The sequence below is a fragment of the Neorhizobium sp. DAR64872/K0K18 genome, from assembly GCF_050500175.1.
Classification (GTDB): Bacteria; Pseudomonadota; Alphaproteobacteria; order Rhizobiales; family Rhizobiaceae; genus Neorhizobium; species Neorhizobium soli.
Genome location: NZ_CP191446.1, coordinates 2,409,906 through 2,435,042 on the forward strand (window position 1 = coordinate 2,409,906; position 25,137 = coordinate 2,435,042).

General features: G+C 61.8%; 29 protein-coding genes and 1 pseudogene. 12 read left to right on the plus strand and 18 right to left on the minus strand.

The window, feature by feature from the left end; all coding sequences use genetic code 11:
• Positions 1 to 69: 69 nt before the first annotated feature.
• The 3 genes from ACQY1P_RS17285 to chpT all read right to left on the minus strand — a co-directional run bounded on the left by ACQY1P_RS17285 (position 70) and on the right by chpT (position 1,566).
• Positions 70 to 321 (minus strand): hypothetical protein, encoded by a 252-nt coding sequence (locus ACQY1P_RS17285; protein WP_430242780.1) that lies wholly within the window; start codon positions 319 to 321, stop codon positions 70 to 72.
• A gap of 54 nt (positions 322 to 375) precedes the next feature.
• Positions 376 to 738: a response regulator gene (locus tag ACQY1P_RS17290; RefSeq protein WP_062455181.1), complete on the minus strand. Its 363-nt coding sequence runs from the start codon at positions 736 to 738 to the stop codon at positions 376 to 378.
• Between the two features lie 153 nt (positions 739 to 891).
• Positions 892 to 1,566, minus strand: coding sequence for a histidine phosphotransferase ChpT (chpT, locus tag ACQY1P_RS17295; RefSeq protein ID WP_062455179.1), 675 nt, complete (start codon positions 1,564 to 1,566; stop codon positions 892 to 894).
• 255 nt (positions 1,567 to 1,821) lie between these two features.
• Between chpT and ACQY1P_RS17300 the strand changes: the two genes are divergently transcribed.
• Both ACQY1P_RS17300 and ACQY1P_RS17305 read left to right on the plus strand, forming a co-directional pair.
• Positions 1,822 to 2,358: a DUF1134 domain-containing protein gene (locus ACQY1P_RS17300; protein ID WP_062457827.1), complete on the plus strand. Its 537-nt coding sequence runs from the start codon at positions 1,822 to 1,824 to the stop codon at positions 2,356 to 2,358.
• Between the two features lie 100 nt (positions 2,359 to 2,458).
• Entirely contained in the window at positions 2,459 to 3,709 is a 1,251-nt protein-coding gene (locus ACQY1P_RS17305; protein WP_430254600.1) for a hypothetical protein, read from the plus strand.
• Positions 3,710 to 3,725: 16 nt separating this feature from the next.
• On the opposite strand, the gene ACQY1P_RS17310 is transcribed toward ACQY1P_RS17305, so the two are convergent.
• Positions 3,726 to 4,547 carry a TrmH family RNA methyltransferase gene (locus ACQY1P_RS17310; protein WP_430256724.1) on the minus strand — a complete coding sequence of 274 codons (822 nt, stop codon included), beginning with the start codon at positions 4,545 to 4,547 and terminating at the stop codon, positions 3,726 to 3,728.
• The gene (locus tag ACQY1P_RS17315) at positions 4,547 to 4,936 is read right to left on the minus strand and encodes a hypothetical protein (RefSeq protein WP_430254602.1); all 390 of its coding nucleotides are present in this window, start codon (positions 4,934 to 4,936) and stop codon (positions 4,547 to 4,549) included. The genes ACQY1P_RS17310 and ACQY1P_RS17315 overlap by 1 nt, the downstream gene beginning before the upstream one ends.
• 45 nt (positions 4,937 to 4,981) lie before the next feature.
• On the opposite strand from ACQY1P_RS17315, the gene ACQY1P_RS17320 reads away from it, so the two are divergent.
• Both ACQY1P_RS17320 and rpoH read left to right on the plus strand, forming a co-directional pair.
• Positions 4,982 to 6,007, plus strand: a complete 1,026-nt coding sequence (locus ACQY1P_RS17320; RefSeq protein WP_092660092.1) for an RluA family pseudouridine synthase — start codon at positions 4,982 to 4,984, stop codon at positions 6,005 to 6,007.
• A gap of 205 nt (positions 6,008 to 6,212) precedes the next feature.
• Positions 6,213 to 7,115: an RNA polymerase sigma factor RpoH gene (gene rpoH, locus ACQY1P_RS17325; protein ID WP_062455169.1), complete on the plus strand. Its 903-nt coding sequence runs from the start codon at positions 6,213 to 6,215 to the stop codon at positions 7,113 to 7,115.
• 150 nt (positions 7,116 to 7,265) lie between these two features.
• On the opposite strand, the gene ACQY1P_RS17330 is transcribed toward rpoH, so the two are convergent.
• Together ACQY1P_RS17330 and ACQY1P_RS17335 are read right to left on the minus strand one after the other, a co-directional pair.
• Positions 7,266 to 9,716 (minus strand): hypothetical protein, encoded by a 2,451-nt coding sequence (locus ACQY1P_RS17330; protein WP_430254604.1) that lies wholly within the window; start codon positions 9,714 to 9,716, stop codon positions 7,266 to 7,268.
• A gap of 58 nt (positions 9,717 to 9,774) precedes the next feature.
• Positions 9,775 to 11,070, minus strand: coding sequence for an adenylosuccinate synthase (locus tag ACQY1P_RS17335; RefSeq protein WP_062455165.1), 1,296 nt, complete (start codon positions 11,068 to 11,070; stop codon positions 9,775 to 9,777).
• A 337-nt stretch (positions 11,071 to 11,407) separates the two neighbouring features.
• On the opposite strand from ACQY1P_RS17335, the gene ACQY1P_RS17340 reads away from it, so the two are divergent.
• A complete protein-coding gene (locus tag ACQY1P_RS17340) occupies positions 11,408 to 12,295 on the plus strand; it encodes a DMT family transporter (RefSeq protein WP_113109872.1) in 888 nt (295 codons plus the stop codon).
• Positions 12,296 to 12,378: 83 nt separating this feature from the next.
• Here ACQY1P_RS17340 and ACQY1P_RS17345 read toward each other — a convergent pair whose 3' ends face one another.
• Positions 12,379 to 12,933, minus strand: a complete 555-nt coding sequence (locus ACQY1P_RS17345; RefSeq protein WP_430254606.1) for a transglutaminase-like cysteine peptidase — start codon at positions 12,931 to 12,933, stop codon at positions 12,379 to 12,381.
• A 224-nt stretch (positions 12,934 to 13,157) separates the two neighbouring features.
• Here ACQY1P_RS17345 and ACQY1P_RS17350 point away from each other — a divergent pair, with 224 nt between their 5' ends.
• From ACQY1P_RS17350 to ACQY1P_RS17360, 3 genes are all read left to right on the plus strand, one after another.
• Positions 13,158 to 13,505 carry a hypothetical protein gene (locus tag ACQY1P_RS17350; protein WP_062582620.1) on the plus strand — a complete coding sequence of 116 codons (348 nt, stop codon included), beginning with the start codon at positions 13,158 to 13,160 and terminating at the stop codon, positions 13,503 to 13,505.
• 160 nt (positions 13,506 to 13,665) lie between these two features.
• Positions 13,666 to 13,869 carry a hypothetical protein gene (locus tag ACQY1P_RS17355; protein ID WP_139283786.1) on the plus strand — a complete coding sequence of 68 codons (204 nt, stop codon included), beginning with the start codon at positions 13,666 to 13,668 and terminating at the stop codon, positions 13,867 to 13,869.
• A 177-nt stretch (positions 13,870 to 14,046) separates the two neighbouring features.
• Positions 14,047 to 14,622: a hypothetical protein gene (locus ACQY1P_RS17360; protein ID WP_062455153.1), complete on the plus strand. Its 576-nt coding sequence runs from the start codon at positions 14,047 to 14,049 to the stop codon at positions 14,620 to 14,622.
• 35 nt (positions 14,623 to 14,657) lie between these two features.
• On the opposite strand, the gene ACQY1P_RS17365 is transcribed toward ACQY1P_RS17360, so the two are convergent.
• Together ACQY1P_RS17365 and ACQY1P_RS17370 are read right to left on the minus strand one after the other, a co-directional pair.
• Positions 14,658 to 15,074 (minus strand): L,D-transpeptidase, encoded by a 417-nt coding sequence (locus ACQY1P_RS17365; RefSeq protein WP_430256725.1) that lies wholly within the window; start codon positions 15,072 to 15,074, stop codon positions 14,658 to 14,660.
• Positions 15,075 to 15,284: 210 nt separating this feature from the next.
• Entirely contained in the window at positions 15,285 to 15,674 is a 390-nt protein-coding gene (locus ACQY1P_RS17370) for a RidA family protein (protein WP_062582616.1), read from the minus strand.
• A gap of 180 nt (positions 15,675 to 15,854) precedes the next feature.
• On the opposite strand from ACQY1P_RS17370, the gene ACQY1P_RS17375 reads away from it, so the two are divergent.
• Entirely contained in the window at positions 15,855 to 16,895 is a 1,041-nt protein-coding gene (locus tag ACQY1P_RS17375) for a phytanoyl-CoA dioxygenase family protein (protein WP_430254609.1), read from the plus strand.
• 43 nt (positions 16,896 to 16,938) lie between these two features.
• Here ACQY1P_RS17375 and ACQY1P_RS17380 read toward each other — a convergent pair whose 3' ends face one another.
• The 5 genes from ACQY1P_RS17380 to galE all read right to left on the minus strand — a co-directional run bounded on the left by ACQY1P_RS17380 (position 16,939) and on the right by galE (position 20,747).
• The gene (locus ACQY1P_RS17380; RefSeq protein WP_184653820.1) at positions 16,939 to 17,562 is read right to left on the minus strand and encodes an alpha/beta hydrolase; all 624 of its coding nucleotides are present in this window, start codon (positions 17,560 to 17,562) and stop codon (positions 16,939 to 16,941) included.
• A gap of 11 nt (positions 17,563 to 17,573) precedes the next feature.
• The gene (locus ACQY1P_RS17385; RefSeq protein ID WP_430254611.1) at positions 17,574 to 18,503 is read right to left on the minus strand and encodes a VOC family protein; all 930 of its coding nucleotides are present in this window, start codon (positions 18,501 to 18,503) and stop codon (positions 17,574 to 17,576) included.
• A gap of 143 nt (positions 18,504 to 18,646) precedes the next feature.
• Complete coding sequence (gene ung / locus ACQY1P_RS17390; RefSeq protein WP_062455148.1) at positions 18,647 to 19,339, minus strand: uracil-DNA glycosylase; 693 nt, start codon at positions 19,337 to 19,339, stop codon at positions 18,647 to 18,649.
• An 11-nt stretch (positions 19,340 to 19,350) separates the two neighbouring features.
• A complete protein-coding gene (locus tag ACQY1P_RS17395; RefSeq protein WP_430254613.1) occupies positions 19,351 to 19,746 on the minus strand; it encodes a VOC family protein in 396 nt (131 codons plus the stop codon).
• Between the two features lie 11 nt (positions 19,747 to 19,757).
• Complete coding sequence (galE, locus tag ACQY1P_RS17400; RefSeq protein ID WP_430254615.1) at positions 19,758 to 20,747, minus strand: UDP-glucose 4-epimerase GalE; 990 nt, start codon at positions 20,745 to 20,747, stop codon at positions 19,758 to 19,760.
• 193 nt (positions 20,748 to 20,940) lie between these two features.
• On the opposite strand from galE, the gene ACQY1P_RS17405 reads away from it, so the two are divergent.
• Positions 20,941 to 21,297, plus strand: coding sequence for a YbaN family protein (locus tag ACQY1P_RS17405; protein WP_062582604.1), 357 nt, complete (start codon positions 20,941 to 20,943; stop codon positions 21,295 to 21,297).
• A 1-nt stretch (position 21,298) separates the two neighbouring features.
• Here ACQY1P_RS17405 and ACQY1P_RS17410 read toward each other — a convergent pair.
• The 3 genes and pseudogenes from ACQY1P_RS17410 to ACQY1P_RS17420 form a co-directional block, all read right to left on the minus strand.
• A pseudogene (locus ACQY1P_RS17410) lies at positions 21,299 to 22,072 on the minus strand (heme ABC transporter ATP-binding protein); the annotation flags it as partial.
• A gap of 31 nt (positions 22,073 to 22,103) precedes the next feature.
• Entirely contained in the window at positions 22,104 to 23,192 is a 1,089-nt protein-coding gene (locus ACQY1P_RS17415) for a FecCD family ABC transporter permease (RefSeq protein ID WP_082476258.1), read from the minus strand.
• The gene (locus ACQY1P_RS17420) at positions 23,192 to 24,091 is read right to left on the minus strand and encodes a heme/hemin ABC transporter substrate-binding protein (RefSeq protein ID WP_430254617.1); all 900 of its coding nucleotides are present in this window, start codon (positions 24,089 to 24,091) and stop codon (positions 23,192 to 23,194) included. Before ACQY1P_RS17420 ends, ACQY1P_RS17415 begins: the two co-directional genes overlap by 1 nt.
• Before the next feature lie 161 nt (positions 24,092 to 24,252).
• On the opposite strand from ACQY1P_RS17420, the gene ACQY1P_RS17425 reads away from it, so the two are divergent.
• Entirely contained in the window at positions 24,253 to 24,600 is a 348-nt protein-coding gene (locus ACQY1P_RS17425; RefSeq protein ID WP_062582599.1) for an antibiotic biosynthesis monooxygenase family protein, read from the plus strand.
• An 8-nt stretch (positions 24,601 to 24,608) separates the two neighbouring features.
• Positions 24,609 to 25,133, plus strand: coding sequence for a heme utilization cystosolic carrier protein HutX (hutX, locus tag ACQY1P_RS17430; protein WP_062582596.1), 525 nt, complete (start codon positions 24,609 to 24,611; stop codon positions 25,131 to 25,133).
• Positions 25,134 to 25,137 lie beyond the last annotated feature (4 nt).

A 25,137-nucleotide genomic window follows, 5' to 3' on the forward strand; every position in this document is an offset into this window, starting at 1 on the left:
GGTGTTTTTGCGTTTGAGATTGCCGAGGTGAAAGCGCTGAGGATTGACGAATTCAGCGCGGTGTCCGGATCAAGTTTCCATAAACACGGTTCGAGCTTGTTGCCACTCGTCCCAGCAGTTCTCAGGATCGATGTCGAGATAGCCGCGCTGCTCGTCCATTTTCTGAGCAACATCACGGGAAACTGCGATGACCTCACACGTGTCGGTGATTTCGAGGACCTCGTCTTCCGTCAGAGGGCTCCCCTTCGCTCTCTCGCTTTGAAGTAGCGTCGCGATGAGACTGGGTACGGGGTAGAGAACGAGAAGTTTGTCTTCGCTCACAGGACACCTCCGAGACGCGGCTTCACTCAGCGCACGCCGCAAACGCTGAAACTATCAAGCCGCAACAGCGAAGCCGCCGAACACCGATGTCAGGATCTTGCGGTCGAAAGGTTTGAGGAGAAAATCGCTGGCGCCGGCGCGTTTGCCGGCCATCATCTTCTTCAGGTCCGTCTCGATGACGCAGTAGAAGATCTTGACGTCCTTGCCGCGATCCATTGCCCGGACAGAGGCGATCAGACCGAGCGCGTCGTCGAGGCCTGCATCGACGATCAGGAAGTTCGGCAAGGTTGCACGGCAGCCGGTCAGTGCTTCCTGCGCAGTGCCCGCTTCGGAAACCAGAAAGCCGATCTCCGAGAGAATGCGCTTGCCCACTTTGCGCACGATGTCCGAACTGTCTGCAATCATCATTCGCTGCATCGTGTTTCCCCTGATGCTGTGCCCGTCCCTGGGCAACATCCACCATGACCCGAATGAAGCTAAGAAAGAGTTACGCGTCAGGCGCAGCGCGAAAAGCGCGGGCCGCCTCAAGGCAACCCGCGCTTTTCACATGTCAGAGCGCTTGATCGGGTCTCAGACCTCTTCGGAAACGGCCGGCACTTCGGCAGGGACGGTTTCCGCGATGAAGGTGATCTTGTCTTCAGACACCACGTATTTCAAATCCATGCCGCATTCGTCGGCCAGCAGAACCGTGTAATAGGGCTGGATCGTGTGGGCATCGACCGCCTCTTCCATGGCACCCGACAGCACTTCGACGAATTTCGCCGGCACGCGCATCATCCGGCCTTTGATGGTGATGATGAACTTCGCGTCGAATTCCGGGTTTTCGAGTGTCACATCGAGAGAGCCGCCGCGCGGAATGCCGCCGTAAGCGACAGTGAAGAGGTTGAGGAGCAGCTTGACCCGGTTCTTCGGGATGATGGCGCGCGGGCCGTTCCAGGAGACTTCCGTCTTCTTTTCGGCGACCGCGAACTCCTTGGCAGCCTTTTCGGCCTCGCCCGTATCGATCGATGCACCAACAGAGCCGGAGGCGCCGAAAGCAAGCCGCGCGAATTTCAGACGCACCGAGGCGTTCATGGCCGATGTACGGATCAGGTCGAGCGCATCCGCGTCGGCGGCTCCCTCATCGAGAAGCTCCAGGCCATTGTTGATGGCGCCGACCGGCGAGATGATATCGTGGCAGACCCGGCTGCAGAGGAGAGCTGCCAGATCCGGACCGCCGAGGGTTAGATTGGGATTTTTAGGCATGCGTGTCTCCGGCTGGATGAAAATATTCCCTCGCGCATGTGCCACAGCAACATTGCGCGGGGATTGTCGACGGTCAATGTGTATAGGTGCCGCCATAATGACACCATTTGTGGTAAACCGATTGTTAACGTCATGCCGCCAAGATAGAGGCGGCTTAAGCATGACGCTTGATAACGGAAGATTTAACAAACGGACTTCAATATGCGCCGCCAGAACCTTTCCGCCTTCGCTCGCTTTGCCACCGCTTTCGTGGTCATGGCAACCGCTTTCTGTGTCACAATCGAAAGGGCATCCGCCCAGCAGAATGCTTCGCAGTATTCGATGCAGGAAATTGTCGATGCCGGCCACGGCTTTTTCGGCTCCACCAGCGGCGGTCTCGCCAAGGTGGTGGAAAACGCTTTCTCGAAATACGGCCTGCCCAACGGTTACATTCTCGGCCAGGAAGGCTCCGGGGCCTTCATCGCCGGCCTGACCTATGGCGAAGGCCAGCTATACACGAAGAATGCCGGACAGCATCCGACCTACTGGCAGGGCCCATCGCTCGGCATCGATTACGGCGGCCAGGGCACCCGCGCCATGATGCTGGTCTATGACCTGCCGACGGTCGATTCGCTCTATGCCCGCTTCGGCGGCGTTTCCGGCTCGGCCTTCGTGGTCGCCGGCGTCGGCATGACGGTCCTGCGCAACAACAACGTGATCCTGGTGCCGATCCGCACCGGCCTTGGCGCCCGTCTCGGCATCAATGTCGGCTATCTGAAGATGACCCGCGAAGCCACCTGGAACCCCTTCTGAGCGGCAGGCTGACACCTCCACCGGGCGAGCCCACTTGCCGGGTGCAGGCGCCCGTGCTTAAAAAGAGCCTGTCCGCTCCAGACACAAAGAACGGCTTTCCGTGATCCAATACGCACTCCTGTTTGGCCTGGGTTTCCTCAGCGCGGCGCTGCTTGCCATCCTGATTTCGCCGGCGATCCACAGGCGGATCGTGCGCTACACGGAAAACCGCATCCGCGCGACACTGCCGATCAGCCCTGAGGAAGTGCGTGCCCAGCGTGATATGGCACGTGCCGTCTATGCGGCGGAAAACGCCCGGACCTCTCAGGAACTGAGCCAGGCGCGCGAGAAAAACACCCGCCTGATGCTCGATATCGAGGCGCTGAACGCGACCATCCGCACGCTTGAAGACGACCGGCAGGACCTGAAGATGCAGGCCGACACGCTGGATGTCGAGGCTGCCGCCACCCGCTCGCGTCTTCGCCAGGAAGACAGCTATATCCAGGAGCTGAAGGTGGCGCTGGAACAGTCCCACGACGACCTGCGGACGCGCGATGTCGAGATCGGCGAACGCCAGCAGCACGTTGCCCGGCTGATTGCCGATACGGACAATTTCCGCATCGACCTCTCGTCTCATACCGCCGAGATGGAAGGCCTCAAGGCCCGGATCGGCAATCTTCGCGACGAACGCGAGACGCTGCGCACGGAAATCCGCGACATGACCACCCGCGCCAAGGAAGCCGAGGGCAAGGTCAAGCTGGAAGAGCAACGCCGGATAGCGCTGCAGGAAAGGCTGGACCGGGAGATCGCCGAGGGTGCCGACAGGGCCGAGGCGCTGGAACGCCGTCAGCAGGAAATCGAACGGCTGCGCGAAAAACTGAAAACTGCCAATGCGGAAGCCCGTGACGCGAGCCGGGCCCTGCGCAAAACCGGGTTGCCAGCCGGATCAAAACCGAAGTCGAATTCAGGCAAGATCAACACGCCCGGTCCCGAAGAAATCGCAGCTGCGCATCTCCTCGAGGAGGGGGCGTTAGCCGTCGCCCGCCCGACGGGCATGGACCCAGAGCCCACCATGATGACAGCTGCCATGATGACGCCGGCCATGATCGATCTCGCAGACGATGCCCGCAACCGGGCGACCGCGGTGTCGGAACGGCTTTTAAAGAGCCGCGATGGCGCTAACGATGCAGCGCTTCGGCAGGAGCTTGCAACCATCGCTGCAAGTCTTGTGGCGCTCACGGCCGCGCGCGAAGGCAAGGCCTCGCCGATCAACACGATCCTGTCTGGAAAATCCGGCAACAGCGATCGCGAAAGCCTGGCTGCCAGGGCCAAGAAGGCCATGGCGAAACTGAACGAGCAGTCGTCGTCCTGAACGACACCTGAAATCCCTAGAGCCGGCCCTGCCGCATGGCGATCTCGTAGAGCGCGATCCCGGTCGCGGTTGCGGCATTGAGGCTGTCCAGCCCAGGCATCTGGGCGATGCGGGCGGTCTTCACCGCAGACAGAATATGCGCCGGCAGTCCGTCGCCCTCGGTTCCGGTGATCAGCGCCATCTTCGGATGCGCCGGCACGTCCCGGATTTCGACGTGTCCGGCAGGCGACAATCCCCAGATCGCGAAATCGCGCGCCATCAGCGCATCGAGAAGATCTGTCATCGTGCCGGTGCGCGCATAGGGCACCGAGAGAACGGAGCCGACCGACACGCGCAGCGATTTGCGATAGAGCGGATCGCAGCAGGCGGCGTCGAGCAGCACCGCATCGGCGCCGAAGGCTGCGGCATTGCGAAAAATTGAGCCGATATTGTCGTGGTTGGAAATCCCGAAGGCGGCAACGACCAGCGCCCTCTCAGGCAGGGTCTGCATGAGCTCCGCAAGCGACGGCTCCTCGGCCCGACGACCGATGGCCAACACGCCGCGATGGAGGTGAAAGCCGACGATACGGTCGAGAACGGCGGAGGATGCGACATAGACCGGCACGTCCTCGGCGAAACGGCCAAGGATCTCCTCCAGTCCGGAGACCCGGTTTTCCAGAAGCAGAAGCTTCTCCGCGACGAAGCCGGACTTGGCCCGGTGTGCCTGCGCCAGCATGCGCAGCACGACAGTGCCCTCGGCGATAAACCGCCCGCCCCTGCCCGTCAGGTCGCGATCGCGGACCGCCTGAAATTCGGCGATCCGCGGGTCGTCCGCATCCTCGATGCGGATTGTCTCCATCACGGACCGGTGGCGATCGTCACGTCGGCGACGATCCGCCCGAGCACGATGTCGAACACGAACACCTTGCGGGCGCCGTTGAGCTGGCCCAGGAACACGAGTTGGCTGCCGGACATCGACACATTTTCGATCGCAAAACCGGTCGGCAGTGCGGCGGTGGCCTTCAGCGGCTGGTCCGACGGGACGGTGAAACTTCCCGACGTGGCGACCGTTGCCGGGCCGTCTGCGGGGCGCTGGGAGATCTTGTAGACAATCGCGGCGAGGACCGCCATAAAGCAGACAAACAGGATCCCGCCCGAAACGAGCTGCAGAAGCACCATCTTCCGGCGGATTCTCTCCATCGCCGGATCAAGCGGCTCTTCCTTTTCCTCGACTTCTGGTTGGGGCATGAATTGTCCTTATGCGTGCAAGAATGCGAATTGACGGAAACCGGAATGAACGATCCCTTTAAACAAGCCGAAGCCCCGAGGAAAGTCCTGACTGCCGATGAGGCAGCAGAAGGGCGGTTGGATGCGTGGCTGACACAGGTTCTGGACGGCGAATTCTCCAGAAACCGCATCAAGGCGCTGATCGAACAGGGTGTCGTACTGCTGAACGGCAAGGCCTGCACCGAGCCGAAGAAGAAAGTGTCCCCCGGCGATCAAATCGAGATCACATTGCCGGAACCGGAGGATCCCGAACCCAAGGGCGAGGATATTCCGCTTGATGTTCTCTATGAGGACGAGGACCTGATCGTCATCGCCAAGCCGCCGGGTCTCGTCGTGCATCCGGGCGCCGGCAACTGGACCGGGACCCTCGTCAACGCGCTGATCCACCATTGCGGCGACACTCTTTCCGGCATCGGTGGCGTCAAGCGGCCGGGTATCGTCCACAGGCTCGACAAGGATACGTCGGGCGTGATGGTTGCCGCCAAGAACGATCTGGCGCATCGCCACCTCGCCGACCAGTTCGCCGACCATGGCCGTTCGGGTCCTCTGGAACGCGCCTATATGGCCGTCGTCTGGGGTCGCCCGAAAGGTTTGAAGGGCACGATCGACGCACCGCTCGGCCGCGCCGGTGGCGACCGCACCAAGCGCGCCGTCACCCGCGAGAATGCCGTGGACGCGCGCGAGGCGGTGACCCATTATGAGGTGATCGAGCGTTTTCACGAGACGCCCGAGGCAACCTCGCTGGCGGCCCTGATCGAATGCCGTCTGGAAACCGGCCGCACGCACCAGATCCGAGTCCACATGGCTCATATCGGCCATCCGCTGATCGGCGACCTCGATTATGCCGGCGGCTTCAAGACCAAGGTCAACAAGATCCCCGAGCCCGCCCGCACCGTCGTCAGCGCCTTCCCGCGCCAGGCGCTGCACGCCTATCTGCTTGTGTTCGAACATCCCCGCACCGGCGAGGTGATGGAATTCGAGGCTCCGATCCCCGACGACCTGGAACAGTTGATCGAAGCCCTGCGGCAATGACGGCCTGACCGTCGCCGGAAGTCCGATCGATCATTACGCATTTGTAATGTCATAACGTTGGTGTGAACGCTTGAATCGCTGTTCCGCCACACTTATCTGACACTTGCATTGGTGCGGGGTCGGGAACGATCCGCGCCATAATCGGTTCGCCGTAAGGGCAGATGAAATCTGCCGGGAACCGACAACGATCGGAAAGGGGTGCTTCATGGCCCGTAACAATCTGCCTTCGATTACCGCCGGCGAAGCCGGTCTCAATCGCTATCTCGATGAAATCCGCAAATTCCCGATGCTGGAGCCGCAGCAGGAATACATGCTCGCGAAGCGTTACGCTGAGCATGGCGACCGCGCTGCCGCACACAAGATGGTGACGAGCCACCTGCGTCTCGTCGCAAAGATCGCCATGGGCTATCGCGGCTACGGCCTGCCGATCGGCGAAGTCGTGTCGGAAGGCAATGTCGGTCTGATGCAGGCCGTCAAGAAATTCGACCCGGAACGCGGCTTCCGTCTGGCGACCTATGCAATGTGGTGGATCAAGGCCTCGATCCAGGAGTACATCCTGCGCTCCTGGTCGCTGGTCAAGATGGGCACGACCGCCAACCAGAAGCGGCTGTTCTTCAACCTGCGCCGCCTCAAGGGCAAGATCCAGGCGATCGAGGAAGGAGATCTGAAGCCGCACCAGGTGACCGAGATCGCCACCAAGCTGAACGTATCCGAGGAAGAAGTGATCTCGATGAACCGCCGCCTCTCCGGCGACGCTTCGCTCAACGCCCCGATCCGGGCGGCTGAAGGCGAAGCCGGCCAGTGGCAGGATTGGCTGGTTGACGATCACGAGAGCCAGGAAGCGGTTCTGATCCAGCAGGACGAACTCGACACGCGCCGCCGCATGCTCGGCAAGGCACTTGCCGTGCTGAACGAACGCGAGCGCCGCATCTTCGAAGCCCGCCGTCTGTCGGAAGACCCGGTGACGCTCGAAGAACTGTCCACCGAGTTCGACATCAGCCGCGAACGCGTCCGCCAGATCGAGGTCCGCGCCTTCGAAAAGGTGCAGGATGCGGTGCGCAAGGAAGCCCTCGCCCAGGCCCAGGCATTGCGCGTCGTCGACGCGTAACGAGAGACACCAGCACTCGCAGACCGAAGGCCGCATTTTGCGGCCTTTTTCTTTGACCGGAGCCATGGGAGTTCGCAACGGGAGGCTGGAAATGGAAAAGGGCCGCTTTCGCGACCCTTCTCGTATGACCTATGTCCTGCGACCGGTCGCTTACTGGCCCGTCTGGCCGCCGGCCTGGCCCCATTCGCGGATGGCCTCGTTGAACGCCTTCTCGCCCTCAGGCCCCTTCTGGAGCGTGAACAGCGCGCGGCGTCCGTTGCGATAGGCGACCGGGATGTCGATCCAGTTGCGGGTGCGCAGCAGCTCCATATTGGTGTTGCGAGCATCCGGGAAGTCGTTGAGCGCGATCATGTGGAAGTCGTCGGTGATCTTGGCCGGAACCGCGATCAGGGCGTTGCCGCGATCCTGCTCGGATGTCTTCATCGCAATGCGCTGGACGCTGTCGATGGCACCGCCCTCGAAGTCCGGCGGGACGGCAAAGACGATCTCGATCAGATGGCTCGCGGGCAGCGACGGATCCGAGTTGCGCTTGAACGTCACAAGCGCGGTCAGACCACGACCGGGTATGGTGATGCGGGCCTGGACTTCAGCCTGAGGCGGACCGCCGTTGGAACCCGGTTCGCGCTGCAGAGACCAGGAAACGCTTCCGTCGATCGCGGTCGGCGCGGTCTGGCCAAGACGCTCTTCGTAGAGGAACATCTTTTCGCCGGAGACCGCAGGGGTCGCTGCCGGATTGGCGTCGGGGGCAGGCGCTGCAGGTGCGCCGGGCGCGGTTGCAGCCGTCGCGGCAGCGCCAGGCGCCGCAGGCGGCGTGGTCGGCGGGGCGTTGAGCTGCGCCACCGACTGCCCTTCGGCGTTCTGGGCAAGGCTTCCGGCCGAACCCGGACCTTCATCCACCTCTGTGCCATCCGGCATCAGACGCTGGGTGAATTTCGGGCTGGCGGTCGAACCGTCCGCGGCTGGCGGCGGGCTCGTCTGACCGGCGGGCTGGCCATTTGCCTGCTGCGTCGAAGGCGTCGGGTTGGCCGGCGCTGTTGCCGGAGCCGTAGTTGCGTTCCCGGAGGCCGGTTGCGAGGTCGCGGGCGTTTCAGCGGTCGAGACCGCCGTGTCCGTCGAGGAAGACGGCATGAAGCCTTCGACCATCTCGCTCAGCGCGTCGCGGTTCATCCAGGCGGCATAACCAGCGCCACCCAGCAGCAGAAGGCCGACCAGTCCGAGTGCGAGGCCACCGTAATTGCGCTTGCGCGTCGTCGTCACCCGGTATGGCTTAGCCGGGGTCGGCATCAGGTCTTCGAGATTGTCATCCGACTGGGCCTGTCTCGGGCTCGAGGCGGCAGCGCCGGCGCCGGCAATTGCCGCGCCCTTGCTGTACCCGATCAGGTCATCCAGATCGCTCCAGGGATCCTTTTCGTGATCCTTGCCGGCAGGTTTTTGTGCCTGCTCATCCGCTTTTGCGTCAAGCTGGTAGCCTGCGAAGAAATCGTCGCTGTCGTCTTTGCGCCCGGTCTCCGTCCCGGTCTGACCGAAACTTGGGAGCTCAGCGACCGATGGCATGCGAACTGCATCGGCAGAAACATGGGTTTCCTGGTCGAAATGCGCATCGACGCGATCACCACTGTGCAGATCGGCCTGCGGCTGGTGCTGATGGACCGGCTCGACGGGACCGGCCGGCACCAGTTCCGGGACGTCGTCCCAAGCGGCTGCGGCGGTGTTTTCGGAATGCGCCGGCTCATGCCAGGTGGGCTCTTCGAAAAGCGGCGCATGTTCCGTGCGCGCTGGCTCCGCACTGGTCTGCGGTGGCCACTGGACGTGGGCGACGTCATCGTCCTGACGGGCAGCCGAGTAGGGAAGATCATCATCCCGCTCGTTTGCAACAGGCTCGTCGACAGTCCCGGGATACTGCTCGATCGGCGCGTCGACGGAATGTGCCCGGCCGTCATCGGCCACAGGTTCGTTGTGGACCTGCTCATTGCGTTCACCGACGGCAGCGACATCACCGACCGGCCATCCACCTTGATGAACAGTGTCCTGCTCCTCGGACGGCGCAGGCTCTTCGTAAAGCGGACGCTCTTCGTAGGCCGTGCGTGCCTCATACGTTTCAGGCTCTACAGCCGGTTCGTAAGGGGCAACGTCAGGTTCGCGTTCTTCGGCTGCAACAGGAGCAACAGGCTCGTGCCGTTCCTCATAGCGCGGCGGCTCGTCATACGAATAGCCAGCCGGCTCGGTAGCGGCGAGCGGTGCTGCCTGTTCGGGCTCTTCGCCCGGAGCGGGTGCCGGTTCCTGCTCGGGCTCCGCTGGAGCCGGCAACACCGTCTCTTCAGCGGGCGCAGGCTGGCCGGCGGCAAATTCGTCGTCGGCGAAACCAGCCTCGTTCTCGAACGGCGCCAGCGCCTCCGCGTGCTCGCTCTCGACTTCGACGATCGCCGTTTCGAGCTTGTCCATCTGCCGCCGAAGCATTTCTTCCGGCGGCCGCGGCTTCATGTTCTCGAGCTGCCGTTGAACGGCACCACGCGCTTTTTCATACACTTTCGCGCGGGCTTCAGGCGAGTTTGTCGCCAGACCATCAACAGCGCGGCGGATCACCGCTACAAAATCTGCCATCAGCACTTCTCATTGTCGCCGGGCTCAAGCCGGCTGAATGGATAATCAATAGTTGACATTAATCTTCAAACGGGTCCGTCACAAGTATGGTGTCGTCGCGTTCCGGACTTGTGGAAAGTAGCGCAACTGGCGCGCCAATCAATTCCTCAACCTGACGAACGTATTTGATCGCCTGTGCCGGCAGGTCCGCCCAGGACCTTGCACCAACGGTCGATTCCTTCCAGCCTTCCAGCGTCACGTAGATCGGCTCGACCCGAGCCTGTGCCGCCTGGCTTGCGGGAAGATGGTCGATCCGCTGGCCGTCGAGCATGTAGCCGACGCAGATCTTCAGTTCTTCCAGACCGTCGAGAACGTCGAGTTTCGTCAGCGCGATCCCGGTGATGCCGTTGGTCGCGACCGACTGGCGAACCAGAGCCGCGTCGAACCAGCCACAGCGACGCTTGCGACCCGTGACGGTGCCGAACTCATGGCCCTTTTCACCGAGGAACTGACCAATTTCGTCATGGAGTTCGGTCGGGAACGGGCCTTCGCCGACGCGCGTCGTGTAGGCCTTGGTGATGCCGAGGATGTAGCCCAGCGAGCCCGGGCCCATGCCGGAACCGGCAGCAGCCTGACCGGCGACCGTGTTGGACGAGGTCACGAAAGGATAGGTGCCGTGGTCGATGTCGAGCAGCGAGCCTTGAGCGCCTTCGAACAGGATGCGCGAGCCCTTGCGGCGCTCCTTGTCCAGCAGTTCCCAGACGGTTTCGCGGAACGGCAGAACCTGTTCGGCGACGGACGTCAGTTCCTGCATGATCGTCTCATGGCTGACTTCCGGCTCGCCCAGACCGCGGCGCAGCGCGTTGTGATGGGTGAGGATGCGATCGACCTTGGCCGACAGCGTATCGAGGTCGGCGAGATCCATGACGCGGATCGCACGACGGCCGACCTTGTCTTCGTAAGCCGGGCCGATGCCGCGGCGGGTGGTGCCGATCTTGGTGCCGGTGTTGGATGCCGCATCTTCGCGCAGGCCGTCAAGCTCGCGGTGCAGCGACAGGATCAGCGTCGCGTTGTCGGCGATGCGCAGCACGTCCGGGGTGACCTTGACGCCCTGCCCGTCGAGCTTTGCGATTTCAGCGACCAGCGCGTGCGGATCGACGACGACGCCGTTGCCGATAACCGAAAGCTTGCCGCGGACGATACCGGAGGGCAGTAGCGACAGCTTGTAGCTGACACCGTCGATGACGAGCGTATGGCCGGCATTGTGGCCGCCCTGGAACCGAACGACGATATCCGCCCGTTCAGAGAGCCAGTCGACGATCTTGCCCTTGCCCTCGTCACCCCACTGCGAACCAACCACGACTACATTCGTCATCTTTGCTTTCCTGCGTTTCGGGCCTGCCCTTCAAGCACGCCACGGCGCCGCGACAGCACCGCTGCTCTGAGACAGCGGCGTTGCGAGCGCCAGATAGAGTTCTCTCCCACAAGGGCGCTCGTCCGAAACCGCGCCGGACCCGCCCCTGCAAACGCGCGCATCTATAATGCCTTGGCCCGAGGAAAGCGACCTGTTTGTGAATGCTGGACGGTTTTTGCGTGACAATTTGCAAATTCCCACGCTATGGCCCACGCCAAGCGTTCCGGCCAAGGTCGGCGCCGACGAAAGACGATAGGGCAAGGACGGGCCGTCGATACGGCACGCGGAGGAGATTATCGTGTACCGCAGAGCCTATATCTTCCTGATCGTTGCGACGCTGTGCTGGGGCGGCAATGCGGTCGCGGGCAAGCTTGCCATCGGTCATATCAGCCCGATGCTCCTGACCTTCTGGCGATGGGCGTTCGCGACCGTCATCATTTTCGCGATCTCCATACCCGATCTTCGCCGCGATTGGCCCGTGATCCGGTCGAACCTGCCGCTTCTCGCCTTTCTCGGCCTCGTCGGCTACGTCGTCTTTAATGCGGCGCTCTACACCGCGGTCAATTACACCACGGCGATCAACGTCACCGTCGAGCAGACGCTTATTCCGGTGCTGATCTTCCTGTTCAATTTCGTGCTGTTCCGGATGAAAGTATCCTGGCTGCAGATCGTCGGCTTCGCGCTGACCCTGATGGGCGGGCTTTTGACGGCAGCCCATGGCGACCTGTCGACCATCGTCACGCTCAGCGTCAATTTCGGCGATGCGGTCATGATGATCGCGATCGTCGCCTATGCGGTCTATACGGTGGCGCTGCGTTTTCGCCCGGCCATCAGCTGGCGCAGCCTGATGGCAATCCCGGCGCTGTTCGCCCTGCTCGGCAGCATTCCCGCCGCCGCCTGGGAATATTCGGCTGACCGAATGATCTGGCCGGACGCCAACGGCTGGATCATCGCAGTCTACACCGCCGTCTTCGCATCGCTGATCGCGCAGGTGCTCTATATCCGCGGCGTCGAGGAGATCGGTGCCAACCGGGCCGGCCTGTTCATCAATCTGGTGCCTGTTTTTGGCACCCTGCTTTCGGTGATCGTGCTTGGCGAAAACCTGCAGGCATTCCACATCGTGGCGCTGGTTCTGGCGCTGGGCGGCATTGCCATCGCAGAATGGGGAAAGCCCGCACAGCGATAGACGCGAACGGGCGACAACCTGGAAAAAAAGGGCCGGCAGCGTCAGGGCACGTCGACGCCACCGGCCAGCAGGGTCAGTGAGCTTTAGATATCGTAATGGTCGGCAGTTACAGCTGGCGCAGGCAAAGCATCGCTAGCCTTCGTGGTCTCGGTCATCGTCTGGGCAGTCCTGTCGACCGTCAGGCCGCCATGCGAGAGCACGATGTCGCCGCGCGGCGTTGCAACAACCAGGACCCGTTCGATCCGGCCCTCGTCGTTGAGAGCGTAGCCGATCGTCAGGTTGCGGCTATCCCAGCCGATGGAAACGAGATGGTCGCGCTTGAGATCGGCGCAATCGAGGCAGAGATCCTGATCGGCAGCAAGGTCGCCGGCGAACGTGTCGAGATAGCCGTCGACGGCTGCAAGCGTGCCGTCGACCGCGTCGTTGACGCGCTTCAGTTCGCGGACCTGGTCGATAGTAAATTCGGAAATCGTGTTGGAGCCTTCAGCGCCTTGGGTACGGTTCTGGGCGACCTGCATGTGAAGAGCGGAAACGCCTGAGAGCGAGCGGGCAAACGAGCCCGGACCTGCAGCATTGGCTTCCTTGCCTGCAACCAGCGCGGTCAGTACGATCGCGGAAATGATGAGCTTCTTGATCATGGCCCGTACCCTGTTTGGCGGATGGCTCTGTTGCCATCTCGTTTCGTTATGGGACGACCATACGCAGCCAGGTTTGCGGCGCGCTTAAACGAATAGATGCAATTTTATTGAAATCCATTTTTTTCCCGCGCTGGCACACAAAAGGAATTGCCGCGCAATAGCTGGAACCAACGGCACCTGGGGCGGTTTGGTAACTGTGAGGACAACAAGAAGGAAACATTCCCATGAGCATTAAACTATTCACCGTCGCAGCCCTTTCGCTCGGTCTCGCAACCTCGGCTTTTGCACAGACCAGCGGCTCCGGTTCGGGCGGCAATGACGGATCCGGAAGCACCGGCAAGTCGATGCCGATGTCCGGTGTCGAACAGACCGCGCCGACAACGTCGCTGCCGGGCGTGGATTCGTCCTCGACCAACAGCACATCCGGCACAACGCCATCGACCAACTGCCAGGCAGGCACGATGAAGGATCCGGGCGTGGCTTCCGGCAACAACTCCAATCCGGGCGCCAGCACCAACACTGGTACCGCCGGTGGAGCCATGATGACCATGGAAACCAATCCAACTTGCTGATCGCCCTCTGGCGTATCGCAGACATGATCAAGGCCGCTCCATTGAGCGGCCTTTTTCTGTCGTTATCGGGGCTTCCGCGAACGCCCCTGTTACTGCGCTATAAAACTTCTCTGCGCAGTTCGTGTATGTGAAAACATACTCATGAATTGGAGAGATCTTCGTGCTATGTGTGCAGGCCGAGGCAACCGATCGGGCAACCTGGATGAAGCCGATGATCAACCGCATTTTATGGGCGCTGGCAGCCCTCGCCTACGGTGTCGCCACCGTGGTCGCGTTTATAGTGCTTTTGCCCGCAGCGCTGATCCAGTCAGCCTTCTCGAAAAAAGCGACGGTCGAGGACCGCGAAAGATACCTCGACGATTAGTCCTCGTCTCCGCAACCCCTTCAATGTCGACGATCGCAAACCATCGCGCCGAGGCGAGCACGTGGAGCCTTTTGGCTGCTTTCCGGGCCGTTAAACTTTTCGTTAAGTTTTAGTGGCATTGTTCCAATCTGAAACCTCAGAGATAGAGCCTTAAGTCCAAGCCTGAAAGAACGCGCGATGCGTAATGCGTTTTACATCGCCCTTCTGATGATGTCCCTCACGGCTTGCGCCTCCGCGCCGAGCCGGATCGGAGATGCCTGCGCGATTTTCGAGCAGAGAGACGGGCTTTTCAACAACTGGGCCCGCCAGGCGCGCGCGGCAAGCCGCGAATACGGCGTGCCGGTCCCGATCCTCATGGCGACGATCTACGTCGAGTCGAGTTTCCGCGCCCGCGCCCGCCCGCCGCGCAAATATGTGCTCGGCATCATCCCGTGGGGCCGTATCTCTTCGGCCTATGGCTACGCACAGGCGCTGGACGGAACCTGGGACGGTTACCGCAAATCGACGGGTCGCTGGGCCGCCAGCCGCAGTGACTTCGGCGATGCCATCCGCTTTGTCGGCTGGTATCACCACCAGAGCCATATCCGGAACAACATCCCCCTCAGCGATACCTACAACCTCTACCTCGCCTACTATACCGGCCACGGCGGCTATGAGCGCGGCCAGTTCGGCGGCGGGGTTCGCCAGACCGCAAAGAAATCTGCCGCCATGGCAGCCAGATACGAGGCGCAACTGCGCCGTTGCGGATACTGAACCTTGGTTCCCGTGCAGGCTAAGCTGCACACGGCCTAATAGCCGACAACGATGCGGGTGTTAGCGGTTCCATACCGGCTCGTCAGCGCGAAAAAGGTTGCGGCATTTTCCGGATGCAGTCTGATACAGCCATGGGAGGCTGGTCGACCGAGGCGCTTGGTATCGAACGTCGCATGCACGGCATAGCCGCCATTGTAGAACACGGCGAACGGCATTGGGGCGTTGTCGTACTTGCGCGACCTGTGGCTCCTCGAGAGCCATTTTGCGCTCCAGCTGCCGAGCGGCGTGCTGTAGCCTTTCCGAGCGGTCGATACCGGCCAGCGGTAGACATCAACACCGTCTTCGCTCACCGTCATCGTCTGGGACGACAGGCTGACGCTGGCGACCAGGCCGGCGGACAGTGCGGACGACGCAAAGACAAGCACGCACGTAAACAGTGCAGCTCCAACCATGTAGTGGCGCATGAAATGTCCCCCGGAAAGCCCCTTACCCTGAAGAGACATCATCACTTTGCGAGAAACGTTTCAATATAGGCTAGCGTGGCCGTCGTTGATTATTTCGAATTTTGTTTAATCGGCACAGTAAATTTCGAAAACAAGGCATCAACTGACAAGATTATTACCATTTGATCGTGATAGTATCGTGGCAAAGCGAGATCCGCCCTAAAATACCTTTGCAGCCGTCACCTCGACCTCGACCAGAAATTCCGCGCGGGTGAATCCGCCGACGATGATCAGCGTCGAGACTGGCTTTGGGTCGAGCGTGAAACGATCGCGCACCGCCATGTAGGCCTGGAAGTCCTCGCGCCTCGTCACGAAGCCGGAAATGCGGATGACGTCGGCATAGGTCATCTTGGCCTCGTCAAGGATCGCCCCAATCGCCTTAAAGCAGAGTTCTGCCTGGGCGGTAACATCGGCCGGGATCGCATCGTCAAGGCCAATGCCGAGCTGGCCCGAGGTGACCAGCAGACTGGCTCCTGGCGGCACGAGCAGACCGTGATTGTAGGCGCCGAACGGCTGACGGACGGATGGCGGATTGAATGTCGTCTTCATCGAGGAATGCTACTCTCTTCAAAGCATGGCAATGGCGCACTAGACCTCTCAACGGCCGACGCTGCAAGCCAACCCTCCCCTGAAAACGAGCCTGGGACGGGGCAAAGAGCAGGCGACCTGATCCCTTGCGGCCTCAATGCCTGATGGTATGATCGCAGCGACGAAGATACGGGGTTGGGTATGGCGCAGCAGACAATTCAATGGTGGCGCTATCCGCGGCTGGCGCTTGGCATTCTTGGCAGCGACAAGTCGTTTCGCAAAAACCCGCTGATCGGCCATCCGCACCTGAACGAGCTTGGCCTGCATCGGGAGCGGGTGCGGATAGCCGCTTGGATGGCAGACTACCGTCGCCGCATCCTGGGGTCACAGGTCAGACCGGAGGAACGCAGCGCGTTTGATCGCGACGGGTTCGTGATCCGGCAAAACGCATTGCCGCAGGACGTCTTCCTGCGCATCCGCGATTTCCTCAAGAGCGAGCCTCTGCCGGCACGCGAGATGCGGCAGGGACAGGCGGTGACGCGGATGGTTCCGATCGGCCCGACAGCGCTGAAGCGCCTGCCGGATCTGGCTCGCTTCAGCCACAACGAGTCGATCGCCGGCCTCCTGCGCTATGTCGGCGGTGCCGGCGGCGATCCGATCCACTTCATCCAGACGGTGATTGCCGAACCGGCGCTGGCCAAGGCCGATCCGCAGACCGCACTGCACGCGGACACGTTTCACTCGACCTCCAAGGCCTGGCTGTTTCTCGATGATGTGGAGGCGGACAACGGTCCCTTCGTATTCGTGCCGGGCAGCCACAAGCTGACGGAAAAGCGGATCGAATGGGAATATCGGCAAAGCCTGATCGCCAGCACGGACAACCGCGCCCATCACGCGGACGGATCATTCCGCATCACGCCTGAAGAGCTGACCACGCTTGGTGATTTCGAGCCGAAGAAGGTGACTGTGCCGGCCAATACGCTTGTCGTTGCCGATACCTATGCGTTCCATTCGCGCGCGGTCAGCTTCAAGCACACGATGCGGGTGGAACTACATGCCTATCACCGCACCAATCCGTTCTCGCCGCTGCCCTTCTCACCGCTGAGCCTGGTTCCCGGCCTGCACGACCGCCGCCTTGATCTCTATCTGGGCCATTCCGATCGCAAGGCAAAGCGCGCCGGCAGAAAGCCGACATGGCAGGATGTCGGCGAGTGCACGGCCTATTCCGAGCCGCATATCTGACGGCTAAGCCAGGCCCGCGGATCTGCGGGCCCGGCGATCTCAATTATTCGCCGCGGGCACCATAGGGCGCCAGAAACGTCTTGATCGCTTCGATCTCGTTCGGGCGAATCTCGTGGCCGCTGGCATGCCATTCTAGCGTCACCTCGTCACCGGCCGCGCGGAGATAGTCGGCAAGTGCCTGCGTCTGCGGAACCGGGCAGATCGGGTCCCGCTCACCGGCGGTGATCAGCACATGCGCCTTCTCGCCCGTCGTGCGCGCAGATGGCGTGAACGGGATGAGCGGATGCATCAGCACGCCCGCCTCGAACAGGCCGGGCCTTTCGATCATCACATTGGCGAGAATGTTTGCGCCGTTCGAAAACCCGAGGCCAAGCACGGTCGAGGATTCGTAGCGGTCGCGATTGGCCTCCACGAACTCCGACATCCGCTTGGTTGCACGGGCGAGGTCATCGAGATCGTAGACCCCTTCTGCCTTGCGTCGAAAAAAGCGCGCCGCCCCATGCTCGGCGACGTCGCCGCGCGGAGAGATGATCGTCGCGCCCGGAACGAGCCGGCTCGCAAAATCGAAGAACTGGTTCTCGTCGCCGCCCGTGCCGTGGAAGGTGAACAGGATCGGCGCACCGGGAGCACCGGGCCGCGCCCGGTGCTCATAACTGTCGAAACTCATCGTATCTCTCCTTAAGCCAGCGGCTCCAGATGCCCTTCGAGCACTGAGCGCATATGCTCGTGCTGGGTCGGCAGCTTCAGGGCCTCGCCCAGATGCGCGGGATCCTCGTCGCGATCGAAACCGGGTTCATTGGTCGCGATCTCGAACAGAACGCCGCCGGGGGTGCGGAAGTAGATGGCCCAGAAGTAATCGCGGTCGATCACCGGCGTGACCTGGTAACCCGTATCCATCAGCGCCTTGCGGACTTCGAGCTGCTTTTCACGGTTCTCAACCGCAAAGGCCAGGTGATGCACGGAGCCGGCACCGAGACGTGCGCCCGAAATATTCGGCATCGTCTCGACGTCGATAAAGTCGGCGCCGTTACCGCCGGGCATGCCGAACCGCGTGACACCGTCTCTGGCATCAACCTGTTCATAGCCCATGAACTTCAAGAGCTCGGCATTGGCACCGTCGTCGCGCAGTCTGAGCGAAGCGGAGTGAAAGCCGCGGATCGCTTCGTCGGCACCGACGCCGTTGCCCGTCCACTGGGCGCGGTCGTCATCCTTGACTTCGACCAGCGCAAACCCGTCGCCGTCTGGACCTGCAAACTGCAGGCGCTTTTCGCCAAAGGCTTCGTCGGCCTTCAAACCATCGGCACCGGCTTTCGTCAGACGATCCGTCCAGTAACCGAGCGAGCCCTGCGGCACGGAGAAGACGGTCGTGCCCACTTCGCCCGAGCCGGGACGGCCCCTGGCGATATGTGGGAACGGGAAATAGGTCATGACCGAGCCGGGCGTGCCGATTTCGTCGCCGTAATAGAGATGATAGACGTCAGGTGCATCGAAGTTGACGGTCTTCTTGACCCGGCGCAGGCCGAGCGTATCGGTGAAGAACTTGTTGTTGGTGGACGCGCTGGCCGCCATCGACGTGACGTGGTGGAGGCCCTTGATCTGGTTAATCATGACAAACCCCTTTTCAATTTGTCGGCTCGGGAGCGAGCCGTTGTCTGGGGTGATAATTGGTGATCGGATGCGAATTGGATAGAGGATCACATCCGAACGGATTGTTCATTTTTCGTTGACGAGGTGACCTAAGCGTTCACCGCTCAGACGGTTTCCGGCAGCTGCCAGTCGACAGGATCCTTGCCGATGGACTGCAGATACTCATTCGCCTTGGAAAACGGCTTGGAGCCCAGAAACCCGTTATGGGCCGAGAGCGGCGACGGGTGGGCGGACTTGATGACGAGATGCCGTTCCTCATCGACAAAGGCCGCCTTCTTCTGGGCATAGGCGCCCCAGAGAATGAAGACGACGCCGTCGCATTCCTCGTTGACGGTGCGGATGACAGCATCGGTGAAGCGTTCCCAGCCCTTGCCCTGATGCGCCGCAGCCTTGCCCTCTTCCACGGTCAGCACGCTGTTTAAGAGCAGCACGCCCTGTTCGGCCCAGTGCTCAAGGAAACCGTGCTTTGCCGGCGCGATGCCGAGATCTGCTTCCATTTCCTTGTAGATGTTGACGAGTGACGGCGGGATACGAACACCGGGCCGGACGGAGAAACACAGGCCATGCGCCTGGCCTTCCCCGTGATACGGGTCCTGTCCGAGGATCACCACCTTCACCTCATCGAGCGGCGTCAGGTCAAGTGCGCGGAAATACTCCGAACCCTTTGGAAAGATGAGCTTTCCCGCCTTCTTCTCGGACACAAGGAAGCTCTTGAGATCCGCCATATACGGATCCTCGAACTCGGTTTCGAGCGCGAATTTCCAGGTTTCCTCGAGCTTGATATCGCCGTCCGCCATACAGGTGTCCTTTAGGTGAAACGTCCGCCGCACTGGATGACTTCGGTCTTGTAGCCATCCGGATCGGTGACGAAGAAGAATTTCGCAAACGGCCGGCCCTCATGCGGCATGTCCGCAAGCTTGCCCACCGTCAGGCCCAGTTCGGAGAAGCGCTTGTGTTCCGCCTCGACATCCTCGACCGTCACCGCCAGATGGCCGTAACCGTCTCCAAGGTTGTAGGGTTCAGAACGATTGCCGTTGACCGTCAGTTCCAGTTCGAAACCGGTTTCGAGATTGGAGAGGTAGATCAGCGTGAACCCGTCGAACGGCCTGCGATCGGCGACCTTCAGGCCGAACGCCTTGTCGTAGAACTCGACCGAGCGCCCTTCGTCCAGCACGCGGATCATCGAATGCACCATCTTTGCCATCGGAGCGCTCCTTAACGAAGGATGTGGTTGGACTTGGAATGCCAGTCCCAGGCTGAGCGGATGATGTCTTGCAGGGAATATTGGGGCTCCCAGCCGAGCACGGCCTTGGCCTTGTCGTTGTTGGCGACGAGCGAGGTGGAATCGCCTTCGCGGCGGCCGACATATTCGACCGGGAACGGCTTGCCCGACACGTCGGAAATGGCGTCCAGCAGTTCCTTCACAGTGGTGCCGGTGCCGGTGCCGAGATTGAGCTCGACCGTATCGCCGCCCGCGAGCAGGTAATCGACGGCGCGGACATGCGCGTCGGCCAGATCGAGAACATGGATATAGTCGCGGACGCAGGTACCATCACGCGTGTCGTAATCGTCGCCGAACACCTTGAAGCCCTGGCGACGGCCAAGCGCTGCCTCGATGGCAAGCGGGATCGCATGGGTTTCGGGCGTGTGCCATTCGCCGATCAGGCCTTCGAAATCGGCACCGGCGGCGTTGAAATAGCGCAGCATGACCGATTTCAGGTCCTTGTAGGTGCCGTAGTCTTTCAGCGCCTGCTCAATGATGAATTTGGTGCGGCCGTAAGGGTTGATCGGCGCCTGCTTGTGCGTCTCGTCCATCGGCACCCGGTCTGGAAGACCGTAAGTTGCGCAGGTCGAGGAGAACACGAAGGCCTTCACGCCGGCGTCGATCGCGGCCGACAGGAGCGTCAGCGCACCGATGACATTGTTGTCGTAGAAGCCGACCGGGTTCTTGACGGATTCGCCGACTTCGATCAGCGCGGCGAAATGCAGGATGGCGTCCGGCTTGTGCTTGGCGAGCACTTCGTCGAGCCGTGCACGGTCGCGGATATCGCCCTGTTCGAGCTCGCCCCAACGGACAAATTCCGCATGGCCGTTGGAAAGATTGTCGAAAACGACGGGCTCGTAACCCCGGTCCGCCAGAACGAGGCACGTATGGGACCCGATATACCCTGCCCCACCAACGACAAGCACCTTTTTCTTAGACATCATCGCTCCTGCTTCTTCGAAATCGGCGGCACTATACCGACAGGGTTTCAAATGGGAAGGGTAGAGGCCATATCAGGGGTCCCGCTCCCCATGGCAGAACACCAGACAGCATCCCCGTGCAGTTGATTCTTTACATGAAGACGGGCGCCGCGAACTTGTCTATCCTTGTCAGCAGATTCCCGTAGGTCCTTTGATGCGTTACATCTTTCTCAGTCTCGGCTGGCTGTTCGTGGGGCTTGGCGTGATCGGCGCCTTCCTGCCGATCCTGCCGACGACGCCATTCCTGCTGCTGGCCGTCGCCTGCTTTGCGCGCTCGTCGCCAAAGCTGGAAGCCTGGCTGATGGACCATGAGACGCTGGGCCCGCCGCTCAGGAACTGGCGCGAGCGCGGCGCTATTTCGCGAAGGGCAAAGGTCACGGCGATCTCGCTGATGGCCGTCAGCTATACCGGCTTCTGGTTCGGCTCGCACCCGGCAGCCTGGCTCGCCATTCTGGTCGCCGCGCTGATGATCGGCCCGGCCATCTTCATGCTGACGCGACCGGACGCCTGAGCTAGCGATGCCGCGACTGCGGCAGAACGTAAGGCACATGCGCTGCCGGCACGCGACCAACGGCACCGGCGATGCCATAGACGGAAGCAATCATCTCGTCGCTCACGGTGTCATGGCACGGACCTTCCGCCACCACGCAGCCGTGGTTCAAAACCACCAAATGGTCGGCAAATTCCGCAGCGAGGTTGAGGTCGTGCAGGATGGCGAGAACCATGCCGCCGGCAGCCGCAAAATCGCGGGCCGTTTCCAGCACCGAGATCTGGTGGCCGAGATCGAGGCTGGCTGTGGGCTCGTCGAGGAACAGCGCGCACGGCACGCCGTCGACCACCGCCCTTGGCACCTGCGCCAGCGCCCGGGCGAACTGGACGCGCTGCTGCTCGCCGCCCGACATCGACGGATAGGGCCGGCTTTCGAAACCGCGCAGGCCCACCCGTGCCAGAGCCTTGCGCGCTTCCTCTCCCGGATTCAGCGAACCGTTGGCAACCGCACCCATGCGGGCGATCTCCAGCGCCGAGAAGGGAAAGGCCAGCTGCGTCGCCTGCGGTAGCACCGCTCGGCGCCTCGCCAGATCGACCGGCTTGCAGGCGGCTACATCGACACCGTAATAGGAAACATGCCCGCTATCCGGGACCATCTCGCCGGACAGGACCTTCATCAGCGTCGATTTTCCGGCACCGTTCGGGCCAATCACCACGCTGAAACGGCCGGGCTCCAGCGTTAGGCTGACTTGATCGATCAGCTTGCGACCGGCGCGGCTGACGGTGACGTTTTCTGCCCTGATCATGCCCGTCCTCCTCGTATGCCCCTCATGGCAGGTCCCGCATGCCGATGCCGTTGCGTCCGATCAGCAGGAACAGAAAGACCGGCGCGCCGAACAGCGCCGTAATCACCCCGATCGGCAGTTCCGCGGGGGCGGCAACGGTACGTGCCACGGCATCGGCGATCAGCAGAAGCGCGCCGCCGCCGAGCGCCGAGCCCGGCAGCAGAAACCGGTGCGACGGCCCCATCGCAAGCCGCAGCAGATGCGGCACCACGATCCCGACAAAACCGATCGAGCCGGCGACGGCAACCGTCGAGCCGCACGCGGCGGCAACCGCGACGATGACGATCCGCTTCAGCCGCTGCACCGGCACGCCCATGTGGAAGGCCGCCGCATCGCCAAGCACAAGCGCATCGAGACCGCGCGCGACGAAGGGGATGATCGCCATCACAAAGACGATGAACGGAAGGATCGACAGCACCCGCCCGTAGGTGGCACCGCCGAGGGAACCGAGGCTCCAGAACGTGATGTCGCGCAACTGACGGTCATCGGCCATGACGATCAGAAGCCCCATGAAGGCGCCCGACAGGGCACCGATCGCGATGCCGCAAAGGATTAGCGCCGTGGTCGAGGTGCGCCCGTCGCGGGTGGCGATGACATAGAGCATCCAGGTGTTGATCAGGCCGCCGAAAAACGCCATCAGCGGGAGGAACTGGTTTCCGAGCAGCATCGAGACCGGGGCAAGCACCGTACCGCCGAGCACGATCGCCAAGACCGCCGCAAGCCCGGCGCCGGATGTGACGCCGACAATGCCGGGATCGGCGAGCGGATTGCGAAACAGGCCCTGCATCATCGCACCTGAGACAGCCAGCCCCGCGCCGACCAGAAGGCCGAGCGCCGTGCGCGGCAGGCGGACGGCTTCGAGGATGACCCGTTCCTGGGTGGTGAGGCTGTCACCGTTGCCCGTCAGGTAGGCGAAGAGATCGCGAAGGCCGACGCCGGTCGGGCCGACGCCGAGCGAAAGAAGGCAGGCGGCGATCAGGAGCACCACGAGAAGGACGATGACCAGCACGCCCTGCGACGTGCGATCGCCCTCGCCCGTGTTGCGAAACGGCATGGCCAGCGCCTTCATCATCAGTGCATCGCATCCGGATAGAGTTTTTCGGCAAGCGCACGACCGGCCTCAGGCGTGCGCGGACCAAAGCCCAGCAGCAGCAGGCCATCCATCGAGATTAGCGACTTGGACGCGGCGGCCGGCGTCGTCTGCATCGACGGCAGCGCGAACATCTCATCCGGCGTGGTCGAATGGTCGCCGCGTGACATGGAGAGGATCACGTCAGGAGCCGCGGCAATCACCGCCTCGTCGGACAGCGGCTTGTAGCCCTTGATCGAGGGCGCGGCATTGACGCCACCCGCCATTTCGATGATTGCGCCGGCTTCCGTATCGGCACCCCCCGCCATCAGCCGCCCGTTGGCGACGGAGAGGACGAACAGCACCTTCTTCTTTTCGCCGGCAATCTTCACCACATCGTCAGCGAGCGCCTTCAGTCCATCCTCGGTCTTTGCGGCGAGTACCCCCGCCTTGTCGGCAAGGCCGATAGCCGCACCGACGTCGCGGATCTTCTGGCCGATCTTTGCCGCATCCGGCGGTGTCGGGATCACCACGACAGGGATCTCGCTGGCCTTGAGGATCTCCAGCACCGGCGGCGGGCCGGACCCCTCTTCCATCAAGATCAGATCAGGTTTCTGGCCGAGAATGCCTTCGGCAGAGAGTGCCCTGATATAGCCGACGTCAGGCTTGGAATTTGCGGCGGCAGGATAGGAACTGGTGGAATCTCGCGCTACAATACGGTCCTCGGCGCCCAGATCGTAGAGGATTTCGGTGATCGTGCCGCCGATCGAAACGATGCGCCGGGCGTCCGGATTGCCCGTTTCCGATGCCGTGGCGCTGCTGAATGCGACCGCGGAGGTGACGATGGCAAGCGCGATCAGACGTGTAACGCTTGGTGAGGAAGCCCGGAGAGAGAAAACCATGAGACCCGCCCTTGTGATACCAGAGGGCAAACTCGGTTGCGATGCGATCCGCCCCAGCCGCCCTATAACTTGAGTTGACTAGACAAGTTTTTTCCGGTTTTCAAGACAGGCATCAAGAGATAACTTGAGTGCGAAGTGAAACTTATGTGAGGATTGATTCCATGTACATCGCCATGAACCGTTTCCGCGTCGTGCCGGGCTTCGAGCAAGCGTTTGAAGACATGTGGAAAAGCCGCCAGGGCCGGCTTGCCGAAGTGCCAGGCTATGTCGAGTTTCACATGCTGAAGGGACCGAAGGCCGACGATCATACGCTCTATGCGTCCCACACGATCTGGGAAACCGTTGAGCATTTCCAGGCCTGGACCAAGTCCGAACAGTTCCGCGCCGCCCATGCCAATGCCGGCCAGAACCGCGGCAAGGTCGAATACCTCTCCGGCCCGCAGTTTGAAGGTTTCGAAGTCATCATCAGTGAAGACAAGAACGGCGTCCGCGCCGCCGACGCAGCCTGAGGTCCGCAATGGACACCCACTCGGAGATCGCGCCCGACCGCCGCGAACGCGCGCTCAAAGCCCTCTCAGAAAAGCCCGACGGCGTCGTTGAATCGATTGCAGCAGGCGCCGATGTGACGGCGGCAGAAATCCTGGCAGTCCTGCCGGAGGGGTCGGCCGTCATTGCCGGCAAGGAACGCTTCGACGAAATCTGGTCGGAGCTGACCACCTGGGGCGTCGTGCTGTTTCTCGTTCACACGGAGGACGTGGTGGCCGAGATCGACGGCATCCTTCCGGCCGGATCGGAAAGCCACGGCTGGTTCAACATCCACGGCGACAGCCCGATCGGTGGCCACATCCGCAAGGACAACTGCGCCTCTATCACCTTCGTCGACCGTGCGTTCCATGGTCGCCGTTCCTGCTCGGTCTGGTTCATGAACCAGAAGGGCGCCGCCATGTTCAAGGTGTTCGTCAAGCGCGACGCTGGCCGTGAACTGATGGCGGATCAGCTGGTGAAATTCGAGGCTTTGCGCGATCGTTACGCGAGCCTGTAAGTGA

Excerpts from the sequence above, each read along its gene's own strand:
- ACQY1P_RS17420 (WP_430254617.1), bottom strand. The coding sequence starts at position 24,091 with ATGGTTTTCTCTCTCCGGGCTTCCTCACCAAGCGTTACACGTCTGATC.
- ACQY1P_RS17385 (WP_430254611.1), bottom strand. The coding sequence starts at position 18,503 with ATGATTAACCAGATCAAGGGCCTCCACCACGTCACGTCGATGGCGGCC.
- ACQY1P_RS17380 (WP_184653820.1), bottom strand. The coding sequence starts at position 17,562 with ATGAGTTTCGACAGTTATGAGCACCGGGCGCGGCCCGGTGCTCCCGGT.
- ACQY1P_RS17350 (WP_062582620.1), top strand. The coding sequence starts at position 13,158 with ATGAGCATTAAACTATTCACCGTCGCAGCCCTTTCGCTCGGTCTCGCA.
- hutX (WP_062582596.1), top strand. The coding sequence starts at position 24,609 with ATGGACACCCACTCGGAGATCGCGCCCGACCGCCGCGAACGCGCGCTC.
- ACQY1P_RS17300 (WP_062457827.1), top strand. The coding sequence starts at position 1,822 with ATGGCAACCGCTTTCTGTGTCACAATCGAAAGGGCATCCGCCCAGCAG.
- ACQY1P_RS17395 (WP_430254613.1), bottom strand. The coding sequence starts at position 19,746 with ATGGCAAAGATGGTGCATTCGATGATCCGCGTGCTGGACGAAGGGCGC.
- ACQY1P_RS17415 (WP_082476258.1), bottom strand. The coding sequence starts at position 23,192 with ATGATGAAGGCGCTGGCCATGCCGTTTCGCAACACGGGCGAGGGCGAT.
- ACQY1P_RS17315 (WP_430254602.1), bottom strand. The coding sequence starts at position 4,936 with ATGCCCCAACCAGAAGTCGAGGAAAAGGAAGAGCCGCTTGATCCGGCG.
- galE (WP_430254615.1), bottom strand. The coding sequence starts at position 20,747 with ATGTCTAAGAAAAAGGTGCTTGTCGTTGGTGGGGCAGGGTATATCGGG.
- ACQY1P_RS17405 (WP_062582604.1), top strand. The coding sequence starts at position 20,941 with ATGCGTTACATCTTTCTCAGTCTCGGCTGGCTGTTCGTGGGGCTTGGC.
- ACQY1P_RS17310 (WP_430256724.1), bottom strand. The coding sequence starts at position 4,547 with ATGGAGACAATCCGCATCGAGGATGCGGACGACCCGCGGATCGCCGAA.
- ung (WP_062455148.1), bottom strand. The coding sequence starts at position 19,339 with ATGGCGGACGGCGATATCAAGCTCGAGGAAACCTGGAAATTCGCGCTC.
- ACQY1P_RS17335 (WP_062455165.1), bottom strand. The coding sequence starts at position 11,070 with ATGACGAATGTAGTCGTGGTTGGTTCGCAGTGGGGTGACGAGGGCAAG.
- ACQY1P_RS17330 (WP_430254604.1), bottom strand. The coding sequence starts at position 9,716 with ATGGCAGATTTTGTAGCGGTGATCCGCCGCGCTGTTGATGGTCTGGCG.
- ACQY1P_RS17365 (WP_430256725.1), bottom strand. The coding sequence starts at position 15,074 with ATGGTTGGAGCTGCACTGTTTACGTGCGTGCTTGTCTTTGCGTCGTCC.
- ACQY1P_RS17360 (WP_062455153.1), top strand. The coding sequence starts at position 14,047 with ATGCGTAATGCGTTTTACATCGCCCTTCTGATGATGTCCCTCACGGCT.
- ACQY1P_RS17345 (WP_430254606.1), bottom strand. The coding sequence starts at position 12,933 with ATGATCAAGAAGCTCATCATTTCCGCGATCGTACTGACCGCGCTGGTT.
- ACQY1P_RS17425 (WP_062582599.1), top strand. The coding sequence starts at position 24,253 with ATGTACATCGCCATGAACCGTTTCCGCGTCGTGCCGGGCTTCGAGCAA.
- rpoH (WP_062455169.1), top strand. The coding sequence starts at position 6,213 with ATGGCCCGTAACAATCTGCCTTCGATTACCGCCGGCGAAGCCGGTCTC.
- ACQY1P_RS17320 (WP_092660092.1), top strand. The coding sequence starts at position 4,982 with ATGAACGATCCCTTTAAACAAGCCGAAGCCCCGAGGAAAGTCCTGACT.
- ACQY1P_RS17370 (WP_062582616.1), bottom strand. The coding sequence starts at position 15,674 with ATGAAGACGACATTCAATCCGCCATCCGTCCGTCAGCCGTTCGGCGCC.
- ACQY1P_RS17375 (WP_430254609.1), top strand. The coding sequence starts at position 15,855 with ATGGCGCAGCAGACAATTCAATGGTGGCGCTATCCGCGGCTGGCGCTT.
- ACQY1P_RS17290 (WP_062455181.1), bottom strand. The coding sequence starts at position 738 with ATGCAGCGAATGATGATTGCAGACAGTTCGGACATCGTGCGCAAAGTG.
- chpT (WP_062455179.1), bottom strand. The coding sequence starts at position 1,566 with ATGCCTAAAAATCCCAATCTAACCCTCGGCGGTCCGGATCTGGCAGCT.